The following is a 17,627-nucleotide window of genomic DNA, read 5'->3' on the forward strand; positions in this document are numbered from 1 at the left end:
TCACCGCTGTCCTCGGGAGAGCAACCGCGCGAGGGCGACGGTCGAGAGCACACCGATGAGCGATCCGAGCATTACCACGTCCAGGGCCACCGCAGATCCCTGACGGATCACGAACAACACGAACAGTGCCACCGCGCAGAAGTAACTCAGATCGGCCATGACGGCACGGTTGGCGTCGCCCGGTCCACGTACCGCGCGGACCGCCGCCACCACCATGCTCGCGACGACGATCACGGTCGACACGGCCAGCAGCACCGTCAACAGCGGGCTCATTCGTCTTCACCTCGCAGAACGGACAGCACCCGGTCCTCGGTCTGACCGAGCAACTCGATCATCTCCTGACGGGGCCCGCCGAGCACGACGTGGACCCACATCTCGTCGTCACCGATGACCGTCACCAGTGTCCCCGGCGTGACGGTGATCGCCCAGGCCAGGGCCGTGATCTCCACGTCGGTGCGGCAGCGCATGGGATAGCGCACCAGCACCGGGGTGCCGATCGGACCGGGTGTGACGGCCTCCTTGGCCAGGGCCACCGACGACAGCACGACGTTCCACAACAACCATCCCAGGACGACCGGGGCGCGGAGTACCCGGCGGATCACGAGCGTCCCCCGATCGTCGAGTCCGTCATCGCATCGGGGCCGTCGAGCACGGCCGAGACGTACGCGTCGGTGTCGACGAGGCCGGCCACCGCCCGGTCCACCTCCGGGGCCATCGCCCCGTACCCCAGGAAGATGGCCACCGACAGGGCCGCGAGTACGCCCCCGGGCACGAGCAGACGCGCCGGCACGCGCGGAGACGGGCGAACGTTGTCGTCGTCATCATCGTCACCGTCGTCGCCGTGCTCGTTGACCTCCCGCTGGCGCTCGTCGCTGTCACCGTCGTCATCGCCGGGACGGGGCGCGGGTCCGCCCCACATGATGCCGCGCCACAACCGGAGCATGGCCACGAGCCCGATGAGGGAGGAGACCAGGACGACGACGACGGTGGCGACTCCCCATGCGCCACCCGTCCCCAGGGCGGCGGTCACGACCTCGAGTTTGCCGGTCAGCCCCGAGGTGGGCGGCAGTCCGACGAGGGCCGCGATGGCGAGCACCAGCAGCACCCCCAGCGGACGTTCGCGGTACCAGAGGCCCGACAGCCCGCCCAGCTGCCCGCTGCGGTAGACGTGCTCGGCGGCACCGATCAGCATCACGAGCGCCCCGATGGTGACCATGTGGTGGATCATGTAGACGATCGCGCCGCCGGGAGCCTGCGCGACCGCCAGCGCGGCGAGGATGACGCCGACCCCGGAGACCATCTGCCAGGCGAGGATCTCGCGGGCACCGACGGGGGACGCCGAGGCGACGGCACCCCACAGCGCGGTCACCAGCGCCACGACCAACAGGACGCGGCCCCATGCCGGATCGAGGTCGAAGGCGGTGGCCCAGATCCGGATGACCGCGTAGAGAGCCACCTTGGTGTGCAGCGCGGAGAACAGCGCCATGACCCCGGCGGAGGTGCCGGGGTAGGCGCGGGGCAGCCACCCGTGGACGGGTACGGCGCCGGCCTTGATGCACAGGGCCATGAGCACCACGCCCAGGGCGGCGGCGACCCGGCCGTCCTCCTGTGCCGCTCCCGCGAGCACGGCGAGGTTGACGCTCCCGGCGGTGCCGTACACGAAGCCGACGCCCGCGAGCAGCAGCGTGGAGGTGAGGAGGTTGATCACGACGAACAACCGGCCCACGCCGAGGCGGCGCCACGTACCGGTCATGGCGATGAGGGCGTACGAGGGCAGCAGCATGACCTCGACGAAGACGAAGAGGTTGAACAGGTCGCCGGTGAGCAGGGCGCCGTTGGCGCCGGCGAGCAGCAGCAGGGCCAGCGGGGCGAAGTAGCGGCTCCGGCCGAACTCCCCGGTCTGGTCACAGAACACCAGGGACATCAACGCCACCACACCGGTGGTGACCAGCATGAGCGCGGCGAACGAGTCGGAGACGAAGGGGATCGCGACGCCCGGCACGAAGCCGCCCACCGAGGCGGCGATCACCGGTTCGGACCGGTGCAGTACGAGGAGCACGACCCCGGCGACCGCGGTAGCCGCCGGGACCGCCAGCGCCACGAGACGGCCGGCCTGCCGGGACGGCAGGATCGCCGTCACGGCGGCCGCCATCACGGGAATGGCTGCCAGCAGGGGCAGGAGCAGGGCGGTCACGACGCGTACTCCTCACCGGTGGGCGGGACGTTGTGGGTGTCGTCGTCGCGGCTCACCACCGCGAGCGAGAGCATGAACACGGTCACCGCGAGCGTGATGACGATCGCGGTGAGGACGAACGCCTGGGGGAGCGGGTCGGCGGACACGTCGACTGCGTTGACGTCGGCGAGTGGCTCGGCCCGCCAGGCCGCCACGCCAGCGCTGAGCAACGTGAGGTTGACCGCGTGGCTGATGAGCGCGAGACCGAACACGACACGGACCATGCCGCGCTGCATCATCAGGTAGACGCCGCCCGCGGTGAGGACGCCGATCATGATCGCGATGGTCACCGGGCGACCTCCTCGTCGGTTCCGCGACGAGTCCCCGGGGTGCCCCCGGTTACGCCGGTACCGGCCCCACCACTGGTTTTCCGCGGGCCTGACTTCCGGCGGCCGGTGTCCGGCGCGTCGGGGCCGGAGACGACCTCTGCGGGGGCGCGGCCCGCGCCGAGCGTGTTGAACGCGGTCATGACCAGTCCGAGGACGCCGGCGTAGACCCCGAGGTCGAAGATGAGGGCACTGGAGAGGCGCTGGCCCAGGAAGTACCCGTTAGCGGGCTGGAGGAACTGCCCGAGCGCGTAGCCGCCGATCCCGGTGAGTCCGGCGACCACCAGCCCCCCGCCGATGAGCGCGACCGGGGTGGAGCGTCGGCTCACGGGGCGATCCGACTCGCGGGCCAGGTAGACCAGCGCGAATGCGCACGCCGCGACCAGGGCGGCGATGAAACCGCCGCCGGGCTCGTTGTGGCCACGCCACAGCAGCATCACGGAGACCACGGCGAGGACCGGCGTCACGCCCCGTGCGAGCAGCTTCAACGGCACGGTGTTGCGGGCGGCGTCCTCCAACGCCTCCGCGGCCGTGCCGGTGCTCTTCGCGGAACCGGGCAGGGTCTCGCGGACGGACTCGGGATCCATGGTCTGGGCGGTGGCCCGGACCGAGCCGAGGACGCCGAGGATCGCGATGCCGGCCACGCCGAGCACGGCCACCTCGCCGAAGGTGTCGAGAGCGCGGAACTCCACGAGGATCGTGTTGACGATGTTGCTCCCGCCGGTGATCTCGGGGCTGTTCTCCAGCAGGTACACGCCGATCGGGGAGCGTTCCCGGCGCCCGGTGAAGACCAGCACACCGATGGTGGTTGTGATGCCGGTGAGGACGGCCAGCACGATGGCGGCGGTGTTCCTCGGGCGGGAGGCGGTGATGAAGTCGCGGGGCAACCGCCTCAGGACGAGCACGAACATGATGATCGTGAGCGCCTCGACCAGCAGCTGGGTCAGTCCGACGTCGGGCGCGCCGAGGCCGAAGATCTGGATGGTCACGGCGATCCCGACGGCCGACAGCAGCACCGCGGCCGACAGGCGCGAGCGCGTGACGCACAGCCCCAGCACGCCCACCGCGACCACGAGGAGCAACACGACGTCGATCGCGTTCTCGAGCCCGCCGACGCGCGGGGGGATCTCACTGCCCGTCGCCAGTGCCCAGCCGCCGATCCCGACCGCGTAGACGCTCAGGACCGCCAGCAGGGCGCCGGCGTGCCGAGCGGGGGAGTCCGACGCGGTGGGACGGACCAGCGCGCGGCCGGCGCGCGTGGCCGCCGACGTCAGGCCCTCGAGGACGGAGGCGCCCGTGAAGGGCAGCAGCGCCCGGTCGAGTGCGCGGTCGATCGGCGTGCGCTTCCAGGCCAGCAGGGCACCGACGACGAGGATCAGGGCGGTGAGCCCGACCTCGAGGGTCAGCCCGTGCCACAGGACGAAGTGGGCCTCGTAGGTCAGGTCGTCGATCGTCCCGGCGGGAGCGGTGCCATAGACGACGGCGGTGCCCGGTTCGTTCGGGGGCCAGCCGAACGAACCGGCCGCGGCCTCGGCGACCGCGGACATCGGCACGTCGAAGACCCAGACCACGAGCGCCAGCGGCAACCCGATCGCGGCGGGCAGGGCCGCGGGCAGCCAGAGCCGGACCGGTGCCTCGTGGACCTCGTCCGGGTCGGCCGCCGTCCGGGCCGGGTCGCGGTAGACGCCGAGGAAGCCGCCCAGCACGATCCGGGCGCAGTAGAGGAAGGTGAGGATCGCCCCGATCACGGCGGCGGTCAGCAGGGCGGTCACCGCCACCGTGTTCCCGCCGGCGACGTCGCCGAACGCGATGAGCATGGACTCCTTGGACACGAAGCCCAGGGTGGGCGGCACGGCGGCCATGGCGCCCGCGCCGAGCACGGTGGCGCCGAACGTCCACGGCATGCGGCGCCACAGCGGGCCGAGGTCGCGGATGTCGCGGGCCCCCGCCTCGTGGTCGACCACGCCGACCAGCATGAACAGCCCGGACTTGAACAGGGCGTGGGCGACGGTGTGCAGTGCGGCGGCGGCGAGCGCCTCCTGCGTCCCCACGCCGATCGCCGCGGTGATCCACCCCAGCTGGCTCACGGTGGAATAGGCCATGAGCTGCTTGAGGTCGGTCTTCTGCAGGGCGAACACGGCCGCCATCACGGCGGTTCCCATGCCCACGGACACGAGCAGTGCGTTCCACACCGGCACGTCGTGGAAGGCCGGGGAGAACCGCATGAACAGGAAGATCCCGGCCTTGACCACGGCCGCGGCGTGCAGGTACGCGCTCACCGGGGTCGCCGCCGCCATCGCGTCCGGCAGCCAGAAGTGGAACGGGAACTGGGCGGACTTGGTGAACGCGGCCACCGCCACGGCGACCGCGATCGCTGCGGTGAAGCCGGGGTCGGTGGACCACACGTCGTGCGCGAGGGCCTCCGAGATGGAGGTGGTGTCGGTGCGCAACCACATGGCCACGAGCGCGCCCAGCAGCACGAGGCCACCGACGACGGTCACCGTGAGGGTGCGCAGCGCGGCGGCGTAGGCGGGGCGGCCCGAGTTGGCGATCAACGCGAACGACGCCAGGGACGTGAGCTCCCAGCACACGTAGAGCAGCACCATCGAGTCCGTGAGGACGAGCCCCAGCATGGATACCGTGAACAGGGTCATGAGCTGGTAGAAGCCGTAGTGCTGTGGGCGCCGCCCGCGGGCGTGCCGACGCCCGTGCCCGTGGTCACCGCCGCCGGAGAGATACGACGACGAATAGATCAACACGATCGCGCCGATCACCAACGCGAGCATCGCGAAGAGCAGGCCCGTGGGGTCCGCGAACAGGTCCAGGGTCCAGTCGCGGGCGGGCACCCAGGGGATGCGTACGACCTCGGTGGGCCTCCCCGACAGGGCCAGCGAGAGCGGCCACAGGAGCGCGGACGCCCCCAGTAGGTAGAGCGCCGCGAGCGGCCATCCCGCGCCCCGGCCCAACCACCGTGTGAGCGGCCATGCGAGCAGGGTGGCCAGACCTGCAGCAGCGATCGCGAGGACGGGGCTCATGGCTCCTTCCTGCGCGGCAGCGGGTGGCGAGGGGTGCGAAGGTTTCCACGGAAGTTTATCAACAGCCACGGACACCGATGCGGGGGCATGCCGAGTGACCTGCGGGAACACCGGTTCCAGGGGGCTACGATCCGGCCATGACCTCCTCGGACGCCCCCTCTGAGACCTCGCCGCACACCGACATCCTGCCCGTCACCGACCCCGGCACCTCCCCTCGATCAGACCCCCCGGACGCGCCGGACGCCCCGGGCCACGAGGTCGGCGCCGCCCGCGGGGGACCCGCGCGGCGGCTGCTGGGCCTGGCGCTGATCGTCCTGCCCCTCGTCCTGGCCGCACTGTGGGCGGTGGTCGGGCCGACCCCCCAGCAGGAGGACGCCGCCCCCGGCGCCGGCGGGCCGCTGCGTTCGGCGCTGTCGGAGGCGTCGGCCAACTCGTCGTTCACGGTCGCCGGAGCAGAGCAGTTGCGCTCCGGGACGGCCGAACTCGCCGACGGTGCCGGGCAGCTGCGCGACGGCTCCGCGGAGCTGGCCACGGGCATGGAGCAGTTGCAGGCGGGGATGGGGCAGGCCGGATCCGGGGCCGAGGAGGTCGCGGGCGGCGTCCGTCAGGTCGTGGGTGCGGTCCGCGGGGTCGCCGTGATCCAGGGGCAGGTCTCCACCGCGATCGAGGACGCCCTGTCGCGGCTGCAGGGCGACGCCCCCGAGGTCGTCCAGGCGCGCAACGCCCTGACCGGGCTCCGTGACCAGCTGGCCACCCAGGGCCTCGACCAGAACACGCTGAGCAACCTCGACCAGCTCGACTCCGGCGCGGCGGAACTCGCCCGCCAACTCTCCGCCCCGGGCGCCGAGCTGCGCGACGGCGTCTACTCCGCCACCCGTGGCGCCCGCGAACTCGCCGGCGGCGCGGGCGAGCTCGCCACGGGAGCCGACACGCTCCGCGACGGTGCGGCCAGCGTCGCCGACTCCGCCGGCCGCACCCAGGAGTCCATCAGCAAGACCGGGCGGGCCCTGGCCGTCGAGCAGGGCGACGCCGGGCTGGAGGCCGCCGCGGCCGCCGACGACTCCGAGCGCCGCACCTCCGCCGGAATCCTCGGCGTGGCCGCCGCAGCGATGCTCGGAGCACTGCTCGTCCAGCTCGTCCGCCGGCCCGGCTCGTCGATCGCGGAGTCGGTTCTCGCGCTGACCCTGCTCACCGCGGGCCTGTCCGCGTGGGCGCTGGCCACCGCCGACGGCCCCACCGCGGGCGGGGCTACTGCCGCCGTGGCTCTCGTCGCCCTCGTCGTCGTCGCCTCCTCCGCCCTGTGGCGCGCACTCGTCGCGGTGCTCGGCCCGTGGCCCGGTCGGATCACGGCGGTGATCCTCGCCGCCGCGTCGGCCGGCGCGGCGTGGTGGGTGTGGGTCGCCGGCGGTGCGCCCTCGGCGATCGTCACCGTCACCTCGGCGACCACGACCGGGCAGGCCACCGCGGCGCTCGACGCCGTGCTCCTGTCCGGGCCCGCCTCCGTCGCCTGGACCGGCGCGGCGGTCCTGCTGGCGGTCGCGGTGTTCTCGCTTCTGGCGGTGATCGTCGCCGGGCGGCCCCGCGCCCGCCGGTAGACGTCGCGCCGAGGCGGACCCGCTCCCGCGCCGACGAGAAGAGCGTTCCGCACGCCTCCCTCTCGGGAAACGTGTGCGGAACGCTCTTCGGGATGCAGGGGTCGCGCGAGGTCAGTCGGCCAGGCCGACGACCTCGTGTTCGTCGGAGGGCTCGTCGGTGATCGCGTCCACGCCGCCGTCGGTGAGCATGGGGACGCTGAAGACGAACTCGGGGATCGCGAAGGCGTCGACCAGCGTGCGCGCCCGGCCGGCCAACTTGGTGCAGAGACGGTTGCGGGCCGCGGTGGCCGCCTTCGTCCGCTCGGTCGTCAGGCGGTTGTGCTCGAGGAACCAGCCCTTGTCGCCGTCCACGATGTCGAGCACGTACAGGTCGCACAACATCCCGAGGACCTCCCTGGCCTCCGGGTCCTCGCAGGCCTCCACGGCCTCGGCGAAGCGGGCGAACACCCAGCTGTCCATGTGGGCGCGACCGGCCTGCAGGAGATGATCCTGCGCCGAGTTGAAGACCTTGAACGCCGCCGAACCGTCCTGGCCCTGCGCCTTGCGCAGCCGTCGCGCGACCGTCTCCAGAAGGTGCTCCTCGCGGTCGACGAGGAGCTGGAGCTGGTTGCCGCGATCGAGCAGGTCGGTGTGCTCGCGGTCCGTCACGGCGTCGACGAGCTTCTGCCACAGGGTGGAGGCGCGGGCCTTCTCCTGCACCACGTCGACGGCCGTGCTCAGCGCGAACGCGACGGTCTCGCGCTGGTCCATGTCGCCGAAGTCCGCGGCGTAGGAGCTCAGGAGCTCCTTGCCCACCAACTGGGTGAGCACCACGTTGTCGCCCTCGAAGGTCGAGAAGACGTCGCAGTCCTTGCGCATCTCTGTGAGCAGGTTCTCCGCCATGTAGCCGGCGCCGCCGCAGGCCAGGCGGGCCTCGATGATCGTGTCGTTGGCGAACGCGGTGACCGAGGCCTTGATGCCCGCGGCGTGGGTCTCCATCTCGCGGCGACGGACCTCGTCGAAGGCCTCCGGGTTCTTCTCGAACTCGTCCAGTTCGAGGATGATGGCGTTCTGGGCGCACGCGAACGCGTACGCGCGGGCGACCCGTGGCATGAGCCGACGCTGGTGCTCGCGGTACTCCAGCAGCGGGATGCCCTTGCCGGTCTCCGGGTGGTCGAACTGCCGGCGGACCAGCGAGTACCGCACGGCCAGCGCCAGCGCGGTGCGCGCGGACGCGCCCGCCGCCGCTCCCACCGACACCCGACCGCGGATGAGCGTGCCGAGCATGGTGAAGAATCGGGCGCCCACCGAATCGATGGGGGAGGAGTACTCCCCGTCGGCGTCGACGGCGCCGAAGCGGTCGAGCAGCGCCTCCCGCGGGACCCGCACGTCGTCGAACCAGATCTTGCCGTTGTCCACGCCCGCGAGGCCGCCCTTGGGGCCGTGGTCGGAGGTGCGCACCCCCGGCAGGTCGTTACCGGCCTCGTCGCGGATCGGCACGAGCAGGCAGTGGACACCGTGGCGGAGTTCCCCGCCGTCGTCCGCGGTCGTGATCAGCTGGGCGAACACGGCGGCCATCCGGCCGTCGCGGGCGGCGTTGCCGATGTAGGCCTTCTCCGCACTGGGCGTGGGGGTGTTGACGACGAACTCGCCGGTCTCACGATCGAACGTCGCCGTCGTCTCCAGGTTCTGCACGTCCGAGCCGCCGCCGACCTCGGTCATGGCGAAGCAGCCGAGCAGGTCCAGGGACATGACGTCCGGCAGGTACTTCTTACGGGTCTCGGAGTCGCCGAGGTTGGCGATCGCGCCGCCGAACAGGCCCCACTGGACGCCGGCCTTGACCATGAGGGACAGGTCGAGGTGGCCGAGCATCTCGAAGGACGTCAACGCCCCGCCGGTGTCACCGGTCCCACCGTCCTCCTCGCGGAACCCCAGCTTGGGCATCCCGGAGTCGGCCAGGCGCTGGAGCTGCGCCAGTACATGGTCGCGATGCTCCTCCATGCCCAGCCCGATCGGGTTGAGCATGTCCGGGGTCATGGCCTCGCGCGTGAACTCGCGGGCATCGGCCCAGGTCCCGTCGAGGACCTTCTGCAGCGAGGCCGCGAGGACCGCGTCCCCCGCCCCGGTGGTGGTGATGCGGCCGTAGTTCGGGTGCACGGCCGGGCCGGTCCCGGGTGCACTGTCCCCTGCGGCGGCGGCGTTCTGGACGTCGGTCTCGGAGGTCATGACACGACTCTACGGAGAGTCCGCGCCGCTGTGCACCGGAAGAGCGGCCCCACGTCGGCGGCACCACGGCAGGGGGAACCCGAGGGCACGGCACGAACTGGCCGAGGGCACGAAAAGACCGAGGGCCCGGATCACCGACGTGATCCGGGCCCTCGCATTGTCGGGGTGGCGGGATTTGAACCCACGGCCTCTTCGTCCCGAACGAAGCGCGCTACCAAGCTGCGCCACACCCCGGTCGACAACGAGGGATACTCTAGCGCCCCGCCGCCGGAATCGCGAAACCGGGTCAGGCCGGCAGGGGCACCTTCACCCGTTGCGGGGTCACCGGGACCTCGGATCCCTCGCCGCCACCACCGGGGGCGGCGACCAGTTCCAGCAGGGTCGCCTCCGGGCGGCAGAACGTCCGAACCGGCACGTACGGGGAGGTGCCCAGGCCGGCGGAGACGTGCAGCACCAGGTTCCGGCCCCACGCGGACAGACCCTGGGCCCGCGAGCGGTCGATGCCGCAGTTGGTGACGATCGCGCCGGTGGGGAGGCAGAGTTGACCACCGTGGGTGTGCCCCGCGAGCGCGAGGTCGTACCCGTCGGCGTCGAACCGGTCCAGCACGCGTGGCTCCGGGGAGTGCAGCAACCCGATCCGCAGGTCGAAGGCGGGCCCGGCGGGTCCGGCGATCTCGTTGTAGTGGTCCCGTCCGATGTGGGGGTCGTCGACACCGGCGACGAGCACGCTACGGCCGTCGACCGCGATCTCGGCGCGCTGGTGGGTGGCGTCGACCCAGCCCCGCTCGTTGAAGGCGGCCCTGAGATCCCGCCACGGCAACGGGACGGCCGAGTGCTTCTGGCGGCCTATCCCGATGTACGGCAGCGGGCTCTTGGGGACCGGGGCGTAGTAGTCGTTGGAGCCGAACACGAACGCCCCGGGCCGGTCGAGCAGTGGCCCGAGGGCCTGGACCACGGAGGGCACCGCCCGGGCGTCGGAGAGGTTGTCACCGGTGTTGACGACCAGGTCGGGCTCCAACTCCGCCAGCGAGTTGACGAACTGCTGCTTGCGCTTCTGGCCGGGCATCATGTGCAGGTCCGAGACGTGGAGGATCGTCAGGGGCCGCGAGCCGGGCGCGAGCAGCGGCAGGGAGTGGCGGCGCAGCGTGAAGGCGTTGCGCTCCCAGCCCGTGGCGTACACGGTTCCCGCCACGACCGCCCCGGCGAGGACGGCCGCCGCGCGGGCGGGGGAGGTCGTCGAAACCCGGGTCTTGCGTGAAGGGCGTGACATCAGTCCAGACTACCGACGCCGGGCGGGGTCACCGCGGCGGCGAGATGGTGATGGGGGCCAGGCCCGGCACGTTGAGCACGATGGGTTCGTCCCCGACCGGCGCCCCCGGGCCGGAGGCGCCCTGCCCCTGCGCGCCGGTGCCCCCGCCCCCGCCGCCGCCCGATCCGTCGGAGACGCGGAGGGTGAGCTGGGACCCGGGGATGCCGGTGCTGCCGTCGACGCCGATGACGGTGCCGTACGGGCGGCCGGTGCCGGAGACGAACTGCGTGTTGACGACGAACCCGGCGTTGGTGAGTAGCGACGTCGCGGCGGACTGGCTCATGCCCGCGACGTCCGGGGCGGCGGCCCCGCTGGTCCCGGCCTGGTAGGCGGGATCGGGTGCGGGCAGTCGGAGCGGGCCGTAGATGTCGGCGATCGGGGAGAAGGCCGAGAACCAGGTCTGTGCCGGCTCGAGGCCACCGAAGAGGTTGCCGTACGAGCACTGGCGCAGGGGGCTGGTACACAGCTCGGTGGTGGTGGTGCCGTCGTTGAACGCGTAGACGGCCGCCGCGTAGTTGTTGGTGAAGCCCAGGAAGGCGGAGGACCGGTTGGCCTCGGATGTGCCCGTCTTGCCGGACATCGGCAGGCTCCACCCGGCGCCCGATGCGGCGCCGGCCGCCGTGCCGGCGCCCACGTGGTCCTTGGACATGGCGACGGCGAGGGTGTCGGCGAGCCCTTCCTCGACGACCTGCTCGCACTCCGGCTCGTTCAGCTCGACGGGTGCGCCGGTGCGGTCGGTGATCGACTCGATGGGACTGGGGGGACACCAGACGCCGCCGGAGGCGATGGTGGCGCCGACGTTGGACAGTTCCAGCGCGTTGACGGCGGTGGGCCCGAGGGTGAACGAGCCGAGGTTGTTCTTCTTGACGAACTCGCTGATCGAGTCGCCTCCGGGCGCGGTGCCCTTGCGGTCGTAGGAACGCATGCCGAGGCGGACCGCCATGTCGACGGTGGGCGAGACGCCCACGTCCTTGATGAGATTCACGAACGTCGTGTTGGGCGACTGCGCGAGGGCGTCGGTCACGGACAAGGAAGAGGGGTACGAGCCGGCGTTCTCCACGCAGTACTGAGCGGGCGGGCACCCGGCGGCGCCACCGGCGCCGAGTCCGGAGACCTGGACGCGACGCGGCACCGGGAGGCTCGTGTTGGTGCCCATGCCCTTCTCCATGGCGGCGGCGACGGTGAAGACCTTGAAGACCGAGCCACCGCCGTCACCGACCAGCGAGAACGGCTGCGGTTGCACGGTCTGGCTGTCGCCCAGTTCGAGTCCGTACTGGCGGCTGGAGGCCATCGCGACGACCTTGTGGGCGTCCTTGCCGGGCCGGACGACGCTCATGACCTCGGCCACGCCCTGGGCGGTCGGGTTGCCGTACGTGTCGACCGAGCGCTGGACGTTCGACTGCACGGTCTCGTCAAGGGTGGTGCGGATCGTGTACCCGCCCTGCTCCACCATGTCCCGACTCAGGCCGTTCTCCTCGAGGTACTGGAGGACGTAGTCGCAGAAGAATCCGCTGTCACCGGCGGTGATGCATCCCCGGGGCAGCGGGTTCGGTCGCTCGAGCACGCCCAGCGGTTCGGCCGCGTAGTCCTCGCCCTCCGCGGGGGTGATGGCGCCGGTCTGCACCATCGTGTCGATGACGGTGTTGCGGCGCTGCGTGGTGCCCTCGGGGTTGGTGTACGGGTCGAACCGACTGGTGGACTGCACCATGCCCGCCAGCATCGCCGCCTGGGAGACGCTGAGGTCGCGGGCGTCGACGCCGAAGTAGGTCTGTGCCGCGGTCTGGACGCCGAACGTACCGTTGCCGAACGAGATCAGGTTGAGGTACTTGGTGAGGATCTCGTCCTTGCTCAACTCCCCGTCGAGGGTGAGCGCCATCCGGATCTCTTTGATCTTGCGCGCGGGCGTGGTCTCGACCGCGGCGCGACGCTCCGCGTCGTTCTCGGCGGAGACGAGGAACTGGTAGTTCTTGACCAGCTGCTGGTCGATCGTCGACGCGCCCTGCTCGACCTCGCCGGAGGTGGCGTTGGTCAGGGCCGCGCGGACGGTGCCTCGCCAGTCGACGCCGTTGTGGTCCGCGAACCGGCGGTCCTCGATGGCGATGATCGCCAGCTTCATCTGCTGCGAGATCTCCTCGCTGGGCACCGGCACGCGCTGCTGGTCGTACAGCCACGCGATGGGGGCGCCGGCCGAGTCGGTCACCGTGGAGATCGACGGCAGGTCACCCTTGATGAGGTCCGCGGACGTCCCGGCCAACGTGTCGGCCATCTTGTTGGAGGCCAGCCCCGCTGCCCCCGCGATCGGGAACAGGGACCCCGCCGTGACCACCCCGGCGGCGACACACGTCGCGACCAGCTTTCCCAGCGAACTCATAGCCGACACACGCACAGGGTACGTGACCACCCCTCCGGGACCACCCGTCGCGCGGCGATCATGTGTCGACTCTTTACTTCTGTTGTGTGACTGCGGTAACAATATGGGGGAACGCGGGACGGATCGGAATAGGATCGCGATACACGAATCCCAGGTGCGACCGCCCACGGACACAGTGAGCCCGCCGCGCCGGGCGGGCTCAGAAGGCCGGAGACGTGCGCGGTCAACCCGTCCACGACTCCACTCACGCAAGGGGTATTTCGATGACGGCCACCCTCCCCGGGACCACCCGCACCTCCGACCACGGGGTCCGCCCCGGTGCCGGCAACCCCCTCGGCTCCGAGGAGATCATCATCGGGGAGGGCCGCCAGGAATGGGTGGCCCAGGCCCGGTGCAAGGACATCGATCCGGACGAGCTGTTCGTCCGCGGCGCGGCGCAGCGCAAGGCCGCCTCCATCTGTCGGCACTGCCCCGTCCTGCTGCAGTGCCGCGCCGACGCTCTCGACAACCGCGTCGAGTTCGGTGTCTGGGGCGGTATGACCGAGCGTCAGCGCCGCGCCCTGCTCAAGCAGCACCCCGAGGTCCGTTCCTGGGCAGACTTCTTCGCGCAGCAGATCGAGCGGCACACCGCGGTCTACTGAGTCCAGAGGTCTACCGAGTCCTGAGGTCCACCGAGTCCTGGCGAGTCGAGGCCCGGACACCTCGAGCGCGGCCCGCGGCACCCGCCGCGGGCCGCGCTCGTATCCGTCAGCCGCAGAGTTGGTCGCCCACCGACCGCAGTGCCTCCAGGTTGGAGATCTCGAACGGCAGTGAGGGCACGCCGACGATCCGCACGTCCGGGTGGGTGTCGGTGAACGACTCGAGCAGTCGGACCTCCTGCTTGGCGGTGCCCGCCCGGTCGGCGTGGATGCGCAGCACCGCCTCGGCCTCCGGGTTCTCCCCGGCCAGGCGGTCGGCGGCCGCGCAGGCCTGTTCGGCGCTCAGGTCGGTCAGTCGCGGATGGGTGCGGTTGACCACGACCCCCGCCAGCGGCATCTTCTCCTCGGACAGGCGCTCGGCGAAGAACGCGGCCTCGCGCAGGGCGGGCCGCTCCGCGGAGGAGACCACCAGGAACTCCGTGCCCTTGCGGCGCAGGATCGCCTGGGTCCGGGACGCGCGGGTGGAGAACCCGCCGAACGTGGAGTCCAGCGCCACCACCATCTCGGAGGCGTCCTTGAGCATCGAGGACCCCACCACCGTGGACACGCCGCGCATCGCGGTGCTCATCGCGCCGGTCACCAGGCGTCCGACCCCGCGGCCGGGCGTGGAGAGCAACCGCATGAGCCGACTGTCGAGGAACGCGCCGAGGCGGCGCGGTGCGTCGAGGAAGTCCAGTGCGTTGCGCGACGGAGGGGTGTCGACGACGACGAGGTCCCACGCGGAGTCGTCGAGGAGTTGCCCCAACTTCTCCATGGCCATGTACTCCTGGGTCCCCGCGAAGGAGGTGACCATCGTCTTGTAGAAGCGGTTGTCCAGGATGTCCCGGGCCTTGGCCTCCGTGGTGTTGGCCACCACCAGTTCGTCGAACGTACGGCGCATGTCCAGCATCATCGCGTGCAGTGACCCGCCGGCGGCGGATTTCTCCTGCCCGAGATCCACGGGGGACGGTTCGTTGGACAACTCGTCGATGCCGAGGGCCTGCGCGAGGCGACGGGCCGGGTCGATGGTCAACACGACCGTGTCGCGGCCGAGTTCGGCGGCCCGCAGGGCGACCGCCGCGGCGGTGGTCGTCTTGCCCACGCCGCCGGCGCCGGTGCACACCACCACCCGGGTGGCGGGGTCGGTGAGCATGGCGGTGATGTCGAGGCGGCGTGTCATGTCAGTGGACTCCCTGGTCGACGAGGGCGGAGGCGAGGTCGTAGAGGTCCGCGACCTCCACCCCGTTGGGCAGCGCCGGCAGCACGAGGGTGGGGCAGGCGGCGGAGGTGAGCGTCTCGCCGGCGCGGAGTTGGCCGCGGGCCACGCGGGCGTGCTCGATCGCCTGCACCAGCAGGCCCTGCAGTCCCTCGTCGTCGACCTCCACGCCGGTCGCGTCGAGGCCGTCCGCGACGGCCTCGGCGTCGATGTCCTCCTCGGCGATCCGCCGGAGCGCGTCGTCGTCGAGGTGCCGGGTCTCGGCGCGGTTGATGATGACCTGGCCCATCCGCAGGCCGTGGCTCTCGAGCTCGGCGATCGCCTCGATGGTCTCCTGCACCGGCAACGATTCCAGCAACGTCACCAGGTGCACGACCGTGCGGGTCGAGTGGACGAGCTCCGAGACTGCCTCCGCCTGGCGTCGGATGGGGCCGCCCCCGCCGGCGAGGTCGGCCATCGCGGTGGTGACGTCGAGGAACTTGCCGATCCGGCCCGTGGGCGGGGCGTCGACCACCACGGCGTCGTAGACGACCTCGCGCTTGGCGTGCTCGCGCGCGACGACCTCATAGATCTTGCCGGTGAGCAGGACGTCCTTGAGCCCGGGTGCGATGGTGGTCGCGAACTCGATCGCGCCGACCGACTTCATCACCTTGCCCACCACCCCGAGGCGGTAGAAGGTGTCGAGGTAGTCGAGCATCGCGGCCTCGATGTCGATCGCGAGCGCGAACACCTTGCCGCCGCCGTCGACCCTGGCCACGAGTTCCTCGCGGTACGGCAGCGGGGCGCGGTCGAAGATCCGGGCGATGCCCTGACGTTCCTCCACCTCCACCAGCAACACCCGCTTACCGGTGGAGGCCAGCGCGAGCGCCAGGGAGGTGGCGACGGTCGTCTTGCCGGTCCCGCCCTTCCCCGAGACGTAGTGCAACTCGGCCCGCGCGGAGCTGTCGGACCACCCGGTGGACAGTTCGTCGGCGATGGTCGACCGGGTCGACCGCGTACCTGGACTCATCGTGGACGGCATGCGTTCCACACTAAGCGCTCACACCACCGCGCGCGGGGCGCTCGTGACTTACCTAGAGTGGGTCACATGAGCGAATCCACTGGAGCAGCCCGGTTCGAGTACGTCACGGTCCCGCTGCTGACGCACGCCACCAAGCAGATCCTCGACCAGTGGGGAGGCGACGGTTGGGAGCTGGTCTCCGTGCTGCCCGGCCCCACGGGTGAGCAGCACGTCGCCTACATGAAGCGACGGCTCTGATGCCCGAGACCGAGACCGGCTACTGGACCCGCAAGCTGGAGCAGCTGGGTCTGGAGCTGCCGACGGTCGTCCCGCCGGTCGCCAACTACGTCCCGGCGGTGCGCACCGGCGCGTTCGTCTACACCTCCGGGCAGCTGCCCATGGTCGACGGCGCCCTGGCGGCCACGGGCAAGGTGGGGGCCGAGGTCACCGCCGAGCAGGCCGCCGACCTGGCCCGCACCTGCGCACTCAACGCGCTGGCGGCCGTCGACGGGCTCGTCGGCATCGATTCGGTGGTGAAGGTCGTCAAGGTGGTCGGGTTCGTCGCCTCCGCGCCCGGCTTCAGCGGGCAGCCGGGTGTCCTCAACGGCGCCTCCGACGTGCTCGGTGAGATCTTCGGCGACGCCGGCGTCCACGCCCGGTCGGCGGTCGGCGTGTCCGAGCTGCCACTGAACGCGCCCGTCGAGGTCGAGCTCGTGGTCGAGGTCGAGGGATAGACGCGATGTCCGCAGGCCTGGCCCCGATCAGCTTCCCGGCGTACGAGACCCTCCGGCCCGTCACGGAGCTGTCCGGGGTCATCCTCTGCGACAACCCCTCCGAGATGACCTTCGAGGGGACCAACACCGTCATCCTGCGGGCCCCGGGGTCGCACACCTGCGTGGTGGTGGACCCCGGGCCCGACGACCTCGCGCACGCCGAGCGGATCGCGGCCATCGTGGGGGAGATCGAGCTCGTCGTCGTCACCCATCGTCACGGCGACCACACCGACGGCATCGATCACCTGCGCGGATTCACCTCCGCCCCCGTCAGGGCCGTGGAGGAACGGTTCTGCCGGGACGCCGCGCCGTTGGTGACGGGCGGTGACGACGACGAGGTGATCCACGCCGCCGGCCTGGACATCATCGTACTGGGCACCCCGGGGCACACGGCCGACTCGATCAGTCTCGAGGTGCGGGCCGCGGGCACCGGGTTCACGGCTCGGCCGGACTGCGTGGTCCTCGGGGACACGATCCTCGGCCGGGATTCGACGGTGCTGGACTCGACCGACGGCGATCTCGGCGACTACCTCGGCAGCATGGATCTCCTCGCGGCGCGGGCCGACGGGGTGATCGGCATCCCGGGGCACGGGCCCGACGTGGAGAACACCGGCCGCGCGGCCCAGGTACTCGGTCGGCACCGGCGCGATCGACTCGACCAGATCATCGCCGCCCGGGCCGAGTTGGGGCGCGACGCCTCGGCCGAGGCGATCACGCAGCACATCTACCGCGACGTGACGCCGTTCCTGCTCAAGGTGGCCGAGCAGTCCACCAAGGTCGCGCTGCGCTACCTCGACCGCCTGGATACAGGGGGCACGGAGGGCACGGGTGGCGCCGCCGACGCCTGACCCGCCCGCGACCTGACCCGCCCGACCCGCCCGCCCCGC

General features: G+C 71.4%; 15 protein-coding genes and 1 tRNA gene. 5 read left to right on the plus strand and 11 right to left on the minus strand.

Going from position 1 to position 17,627, the window contains the following annotated elements; all coding sequences use genetic code 11:
• The 5 genes from AYO52_RS09200 to mbhE are packed head-to-tail and all read right to left on the minus strand — an operon-like array spanning nt 1 to nt 5,594.
• On the minus strand, nt 1-273 hold the full coding sequence (locus AYO52_RS09200; protein ID WP_067716228.1) for a monovalent cation/H+ antiporter complex subunit F: 273 nt from the start codon (nt 271-273) through the stop codon (nt 1-3).
• The gene (locus AYO52_RS09205) at nt 270-602 is read right to left on the minus strand and encodes a Na+/H+ antiporter subunit E (protein ID WP_067716231.1); all 333 of its coding nucleotides are present in this window, start codon (nt 600-602) and stop codon (nt 270-272) included. Before AYO52_RS09205 ends, AYO52_RS09200 begins: the two co-directional genes overlap by 4 nt.
• Entirely contained in the window at nt 599-2,194 is a 1,596-nt protein-coding gene (locus tag AYO52_RS09210) for a proton-conducting transporter membrane subunit (RefSeq protein ID WP_067716234.1), read from the minus strand. The genes AYO52_RS09205 and AYO52_RS09210 overlap by 4 nt, the downstream gene beginning before the upstream one ends.
• Nucleotides 2,191-2,523 (minus strand): sodium:proton antiporter, encoded by a 333-nt coding sequence (locus tag AYO52_RS09215; protein ID WP_067716236.1) that lies wholly within the window; start codon nt 2,521-2,523, stop codon nt 2,191-2,193. Before AYO52_RS09215 ends, AYO52_RS09210 begins: the two co-directional genes overlap by 4 nt.
• Entirely contained in the window at nt 2,520-5,594 is a 3,075-nt protein-coding gene (gene mbhE / locus AYO52_RS09220; RefSeq protein ID WP_067716239.1) for a hydrogen gas-evolving membrane-bound hydrogenase subunit E, read from the minus strand. Before mbhE ends, AYO52_RS09215 begins: the two co-directional genes overlap by 4 nt.
• A gap of 137 nt (nt 5,595-5,731) precedes the next feature.
• Here mbhE and AYO52_RS09225 point away from each other — a divergent pair, with 137 nt between their 5' ends.
• Nucleotides 5,732-7,189, plus strand: coding sequence for a hypothetical protein (locus AYO52_RS09225; protein WP_067716241.1), 1,458 nt, complete (start codon nt 5,732-5,734; stop codon nt 7,187-7,189).
• 111 nt (nt 7,190-7,300) lie between these two features.
• On the opposite strand, the gene AYO52_RS09230 is transcribed toward AYO52_RS09225, so the two are convergent.
• The 4 genes from AYO52_RS09230 to AYO52_RS09245 all read right to left on the minus strand — a co-directional run bounded on the left by AYO52_RS09230 (nt 7,301) and on the right by AYO52_RS09245 (nt 13,074).
• Entirely contained in the window at nt 7,301-9,394 is a 2,094-nt protein-coding gene (locus AYO52_RS09230; RefSeq protein ID WP_067716244.1) for an acyl-CoA dehydrogenase, read from the minus strand.
• Between the two features lie 160 nt (nt 9,395-9,554).
• Nucleotides 9,555-9,628, minus strand: a tRNA-Pro gene (locus AYO52_RS09235).
• Nucleotides 9,629-9,680: 52 nt separating this feature from the next.
• A complete protein-coding gene (locus tag AYO52_RS09240) occupies nt 9,681-10,664 on the minus strand; it encodes a metallophosphoesterase (RefSeq protein ID WP_067716247.1) in 984 nt (327 codons plus the stop codon).
• A 28-nt stretch (nt 10,665-10,692) separates the two neighbouring features.
• Nucleotides 10,693-13,074 carry a transglycosylase domain-containing protein gene (locus AYO52_RS09245; protein ID WP_067716250.1) on the minus strand — a complete coding sequence of 794 codons (2,382 nt, stop codon included), beginning with the start codon at nt 13,072-13,074 and terminating at the stop codon, nt 10,693-10,695.
• Nucleotides 13,075-13,337: 263 nt separating this feature from the next.
• Between AYO52_RS09245 and AYO52_RS09250 the strand changes: the two genes are divergently transcribed.
• Entirely contained in the window at nt 13,338-13,715 is a 378-nt protein-coding gene (locus AYO52_RS09250) for a WhiB family transcriptional regulator (protein WP_082923905.1), read from the plus strand.
• 106 nt (nt 13,716-13,821) lie between these two features.
• On the opposite strand, the gene AYO52_RS09255 is transcribed toward AYO52_RS09250, so the two are convergent.
• A complete protein-coding gene (locus AYO52_RS09255) occupies nt 13,822-14,931 on the minus strand; it encodes an ArsA-related P-loop ATPase (RefSeq protein ID WP_067716252.1) in 1,110 nt (369 codons plus the stop codon).
• Between the two features lies 1 nt (nt 14,932).
• Nucleotides 14,933-15,988, minus strand: a complete 1,056-nt coding sequence (locus tag AYO52_RS09260; RefSeq protein ID WP_082923908.1) for an ArsA-related P-loop ATPase — start codon at nt 15,986-15,988, stop codon at nt 14,933-14,935.
• Between the two features lie 66 nt (nt 15,989-16,054).
• Here AYO52_RS09260 and AYO52_RS18275 point away from each other — a divergent pair, with 66 nt between their 5' ends.
• Genes AYO52_RS18275 through AYO52_RS09270 form a run of 3 tightly spaced genes read left to right on the plus strand, consistent with a single transcriptional unit; the run spans nt 16,055 to nt 17,588 of the window.
• Entirely contained in the window at nt 16,055-16,225 is a 171-nt protein-coding gene (locus AYO52_RS18275) for a hypothetical protein (protein WP_156523578.1), read from the plus strand.
• Nucleotides 16,225-16,701 carry a RidA family protein gene (locus AYO52_RS09265; RefSeq protein WP_067716255.1) on the plus strand — a complete coding sequence of 159 codons (477 nt, stop codon included), beginning with the start codon at nt 16,225-16,227 and terminating at the stop codon, nt 16,699-16,701. Before AYO52_RS18275 ends, AYO52_RS09265 begins: the two co-directional genes overlap by 1 nt.
• Nucleotides 16,702-16,706: 5 nt before the next feature.
• Nucleotides 16,707-17,588, plus strand: a complete 882-nt coding sequence (locus tag AYO52_RS09270) for an MBL fold metallo-hydrolase (RefSeq protein ID WP_067716258.1) — start codon at nt 16,707-16,709, stop codon at nt 17,586-17,588.
• The last annotated feature ends 39 nt before the right edge of the window (nt 17,589-17,627 follow it).

This window comes from Dietzia sp. 111N12-1 (genome assembly GCF_001658045.1).
GTDB classification, from domain to species: Bacteria; Actinomycetota; Actinomycetes; order Mycobacteriales; family Mycobacteriaceae; genus Dietzia; species Dietzia kunjamensis.

Excerpts from the sequence above, each read along its gene's own strand:
- AYO52_RS09230 (WP_067716244.1), bottom strand. The coding sequence starts at position 9,394 with ATGACCTCCGAGACCGACGTCCAGAACGCCGCCGCCGCAGGGGACAGT.
- AYO52_RS09265 (WP_067716255.1), top strand. The coding sequence starts at position 16,225 with ATGCCCGAGACCGAGACCGGCTACTGGACCCGCAAGCTGGAGCAGCTG.
- mbhE (WP_067716239.1), bottom strand. The coding sequence starts at position 5,594 with ATGAGCCCCGTCCTCGCGATCGCTGCTGCAGGTCTGGCCACCCTGCTC.
- AYO52_RS09200 (WP_067716228.1), bottom strand. The coding sequence starts at position 273 with ATGAGCCCGCTGTTGACGGTGCTGCTGGCCGTGTCGACCGTGATCGTC.
- AYO52_RS09240 (WP_067716247.1), bottom strand. The coding sequence starts at position 10,664 with ATGTCACGCCCTTCACGCAAGACCCGGGTTTCGACGACCTCCCCCGCC.
- AYO52_RS09250 (WP_082923905.1), top strand. The coding sequence starts at position 13,338 with ATGACGGCCACCCTCCCCGGGACCACCCGCACCTCCGACCACGGGGTC.
- AYO52_RS09270 (WP_067716258.1), top strand. The coding sequence starts at position 16,707 with ATGTCCGCAGGCCTGGCCCCGATCAGCTTCCCGGCGTACGAGACCCTC.
- AYO52_RS09255 (WP_067716252.1), bottom strand. The coding sequence starts at position 14,931 with ATGACACGCCGCCTCGACATCACCGCCATGCTCACCGACCCCGCCACC.
- AYO52_RS09225 (WP_067716241.1), top strand. The coding sequence starts at position 5,732 with ATGACCTCCTCGGACGCCCCCTCTGAGACCTCGCCGCACACCGACATC.
- AYO52_RS18275 (WP_156523578.1), top strand. The coding sequence starts at position 16,055 with ATGAGCGAATCCACTGGAGCAGCCCGGTTCGAGTACGTCACGGTCCCG.
- AYO52_RS09245 (WP_067716250.1), bottom strand. The coding sequence starts at position 13,074 with ATGAGTTCGCTGGGAAAGCTGGTCGCGACGTGTGTCGCCGCCGGGGTG.
- AYO52_RS09260 (WP_082923908.1), bottom strand. The coding sequence starts at position 15,988 with ATGCCGTCCACGATGAGTCCAGGTACGCGGTCGACCCGGTCGACCATC.